Genomic DNA, 3,621 nt, shown 5'->3' on the forward strand with positions numbered 1-3,621 from the left:
CGGCGGCTGCCTCGGGATCGTCATCAGTCGGTTGGCGCTCGCGCGCCGGAGACCGAGCCACGTCCTGCTCGCGTTGCTCGGCGCCGCCCTTGCCATCACGCTGGTCGACATGGCGAGCGGAGGATCCGCGGCATACCCACCCGCGCTCGCAGACCTCCTCGCCGTCAGCGCCGTCGCCCTCCTGATCGCCAACGCCGTGTTGGCCAAAGAAGGTGAGCAATCCTGATGGCGCCCTGGCGAGGACCGAGCGGGCTTGCGGGAGCCGGCCTCGTTCTCCTGGCGATGCTCTCTCGCTGGGTCATGCTTGGCCGGGCCTTCTACACCCAGGATGACTACCTCATGCTTGCGCGGTCGGTCGACCGCCCGATCACCTTCTCCTTCCTATTCCAGAACTACTCCGGCCATTTGTTCCCCGGGGGATTCCTCTGGGCCTGGATGGATGCCCGGTGGGCCCGGATGGACTGGGAACGCAGCGTCCCGCCCGTTGTCCTGATGTGGGGTTTCGCATGTGTCCTGGCCTGGCTCGTCGGCACGCGGCTCGTCGGACCGACGTGGGCCCGGATCGTGCCGATGGTGGTCTTCTGCGCGTCCCCGATCAGCCTGTGGTCAATCCAGTGGTGGGCCGTTGCGATTCAGTTTGTCCCGGTCACGTGCGCCTTCCTGCTCGCCGTCCTGGCCCACCTGCGGTGGGGGAGCGACCGGCCTCGGCTGGCGAGTGCGTGCGTCGGCCTGGCGATGCTCTTGGCGCTCGCCTTCCAAGAACGTGGCCTGCTGGTCCCGGTCATCGTCGGCGCGCTGGCTCTCGCGCTTGCCTCGGGCTCCCCGTCCGAGCGCGTCAGGACGGTGCTCAGACGGAATCTGCCGACGTGGACCCTCACCGCCACCCTCGGTCTCGCGTACCTGCTGATCCACCGGGCGCTCGCGCCCATCGAGCCGGGCGATGCCCCGACCTCGAATCTGTCGTTGCTCGGCAATGTCGTCTTCCGCAATGCGCTCCCCGGCTTGTGGGGTGGGCCGTGGGTCCCGCGGTTTCTCGGTCACGGCGTCAGCGTGCCTCCGGTGCTGGCGGTGGTCCTCACCAACGCGGCAACCCTGGCACTCGTCGCGTGGAGCATCCGACACAGGGGACGCGACGCGACCTGGGCGTGGATTGGTTTCGGGCTCGTCCTGCTCGCCAACGCCGTGCTCCTCCTCGGCGGCCGCACCCAGCTCGGCGCGATTTTCGGACTCATCCCGCGGTATGCCGCGGACCTGCTCGTCCCGGCGACCGTGCTGGTCGCGCTCCTCCTGCGTCCCCGAGCCACGACGGCAGCTCCGGGGACGCGGGCAGAACAGCGCACGTTGCGCCGCCCCAGCCCGCTGCCGCTGCTGATCGCGACGGCCTATGCCCTCTCCAGCGCAGTCACGACCGCCGCTGTGCTCCCCGAAACCCTCAACCGGCTCGATCGCTCGTGGGTGGGCAAGGCACGTGCCGCCCTGCAGGCCGATCCGAACGTTGTGCTCTATGACGGTGCGGTCCCGGGCGCGATGATGGTCGTCTGGTTCGGCGACGACGCGCGCGCCTCTACTGTCCTGGCCGCGGTGCCCGAGCACCCGGTCTTCGACATCCCGAGCAGCCGCCCCTACCGGATGATCGACTCATCCGGGCATGTCGTCGACGTCACCCTCGTCGAACCCGTCAAGGCCGTCCCGGTCAAACGGGACGTCTGCGGCTACCACGCGACCCAGACCCCCGTGCGGGTGCCGCTGGAGTCGCCGGTCGGTGGCGAGGCCCGGGTGCTGCGCCTCGGTTACTACTCGGGGGGGCAGGGGTATGCGACCGTGACCTACGCCGGTCGCGCCCAGCAGGTCGCCGTGGCTGAGGGCGCTGGCTCGCTCGATCTCGCCGTATCGGGGGCCGCGGACGGGTTCGACGTCCGCCTCGAGGCGGCCTCCGGAACGTTGTGTGTCGTATCGGCGGTCGTCGGCCTGCCGTACCCCGCACGGCACTCATAGCGCCGGACCGCCCTCCGTCAGGGACGGCCGGTGACCCGATGCAGGAGTTCGTCCCAGAGGCGGACCGACTCATCCCACTGGAAGCGCGCGACCCAGGTGACGACCCGGCGGCTCAGCCTCCACCACAGCTCGTTGTCGCCGAGCAACCGGTCGATCGCCCCGGTCAACTCGGCCGAACCGCCGTGGACGAGCAGACCGGTCTCCTCGTCGCGAATCGAGTCGGTGGGCCCGCCGGCCTCCGCGAAGGCGATTGTGGGGGTGCCGTGAACCCCCGCCTCGACGACGACCAGCCCCCAGCCCTCCTTCAGACTCGGCATGAGGTGGATCCACGCCTCGGCGAGGATCCGGTGCTTCTCGGCCTCCGAGACGTGGCCGGTGAACTCCACGGCATCGCTCACCCCGAGCTGGTCGGCATACGCCACCAGGTTCGGCGCCCACCAGCCGCTGCCCACGATGACCAGCCGCAGGTCGGGATAGCGGCCCCGGAGGGCGGCGAGGGCGTCCAGGGCGTACTCGACCCGCTTCTGCGGCACGAGGCGGCCGAGGACCACGAGCATCGGGGTGGCGCTTCTGCGGACCTCGTCGCCGGCGACGGCGTCCGTGCCGTTGTGGATCACGTGGATCCGGTCGAGGGCCACGCCGTGCTCGGACAGTTCCCGGCGGGTGGAGTCGCTCACCGCGACATACGTCGAGCACCGGTACACGGCCGGCGACAGGCGGGACTCGATCAGCCAACCAGTGCGCGCCATGACGGGGCCGAAGACGACCGGCCATTGCTCCTTGTGGACGTGATGGACGAGATTGACCACCGGCACGCGGCGCACGAGCGGTGAGAGATACGGAATGCCGTTCTGCACGTCGATGACGACATCCGGCCGGTACCGGCCGAGAAGACCGGCGGCGATGGCGCGCGGGTAGATGGCGTACCGGTTGCCCTTGCGTACATAGCGAACCCCGTCGACCTTCTCGCGGGGCAGGGCTCCGGCATACGCAGCCGTTCTGATCGTCACCGTGTGGCCGAGACCGGCCAGGCCCTTGGCGATCTCGGCCATGTACTTCTCCGCGCCGCCGCCCTCCGGGTGGTAGGGGTCGCGCCAGTTGTGGAGCAGAATACGTAGCGGAGCGGACATGACCCTTTGGCGGACGGGAACGGAAGCGAAGCCACGACTCTCGTTACTATTCGGTAATACAGTGGCCGACGGGACGATACCGCACCTGATCGCGGGATGGGCCACTGGGGCTACCCCGCATCACACGACCCACCCAGCAGCACGCCATCAGTCCACCGCGCATCCGGATGGCCGACCTGGTCGGCGCTGCCGATCTGTGCGCCGGTCTTCCTCCCGGGACCCGTCTTCGCGTAGGACATGGCATGGTCCCCGTGCGAGTTCGAGCGCAAGCACATCGTCGCGGAGAAGCTGCTGGCGATGGGTATGACGGTGGGCGAGTTCACCTTCAGCCAGCAGGGCGTGACGACGTGGCGGGTGGAGAGCAGGTGAGCAGCGCATCGCCCGAGGAGGTCCGGGACCTGCACGCGGCCGCCCGCGAAGACTGGGCGCGCTTGGCGCAGGCGCTCGCCGACCCCGGCCTGGTGGCCGCGGTCGATGCCGCCGGGCAAGCCGTCCT

4 protein-coding genes are annotated in these 3,621 nt (G+C 69.6%); 3 read left to right on the forward strand and 1 reads right to left on the reverse strand.

The annotated features are described in order from the left end of the window. Both BN11_RS13430 and BN11_RS13435 read left to right on the forward strand, forming a co-directional pair. Nucleotides 1–226, forward strand: a 226-nt coding sequence (locus BN11_RS13430) for a hypothetical protein (RefSeq protein ID WP_162213235.1), incomplete at its 5' end; no start/stop codon positions are given. 56 nt (nt 227–282) lie between these two features. Further along, complete coding sequence (locus BN11_RS13435) at nt 283–1,995, forward strand: hypothetical protein (protein WP_235435473.1); 1,713 nt, start codon at nt 283–285, stop codon at nt 1,993–1,995. A 17-nt stretch (nt 1,996–2,012) separates the two neighbouring features. Here the strand turns inward: BN11_RS13435 and BN11_RS13440 are convergent, their stop codons facing one another. Next, nucleotides 2,013–3,125 carry a glycosyltransferase family 4 protein gene (locus BN11_RS13440; protein ID WP_048698460.1) on the reverse strand — a complete coding sequence of 371 codons (1,113 nt, stop codon included), beginning with the start codon at nt 3,123–3,125 and terminating at the stop codon, nt 2,013–2,015. A gap of 237 nt (nt 3,126–3,362) precedes the next feature. Between BN11_RS13440 and BN11_RS25625 the strand changes: the two genes are divergently transcribed. Then, nucleotides 3,363–3,494 (forward strand): hypothetical protein, encoded by a 132-nt coding sequence (locus BN11_RS25625; RefSeq protein WP_268807114.1) that lies wholly within the window; start codon nt 3,363–3,365, stop codon nt 3,492–3,494. Nucleotides 3,495–3,621: the final 127 nt, after the last annotated feature.

This window comes from Nostocoides australiense Ben110 (genome assembly GCF_001050535.1).
In the GTDB taxonomy this organism is placed as follows: Bacteria; Actinomycetota; Actinomycetes; order Actinomycetales; family Dermatophilaceae; genus Nostocoides_A; species Nostocoides_A australiense.

Excerpts from the sequence above, each read along its gene's own strand:
- BN11_RS13435 (WP_235435473.1), top strand. The coding sequence starts at position 283 with ATGCTCTCTCGCTGGGTCATGCTTGGCCGGGCCTTCTACACCCAGGAT.
- BN11_RS13440 (WP_048698460.1), bottom strand. The coding sequence starts at position 3,125 with ATGTCCGCTCCGCTACGTATTCTGCTCCACAACTGGCGCGACCCCTAC.
- BN11_RS25625 (WP_268807114.1), top strand. The coding sequence starts at position 3,363 with ATGGCATGGTCCCCGTGCGAGTTCGAGCGCAAGCACATCGTCGCGGAG.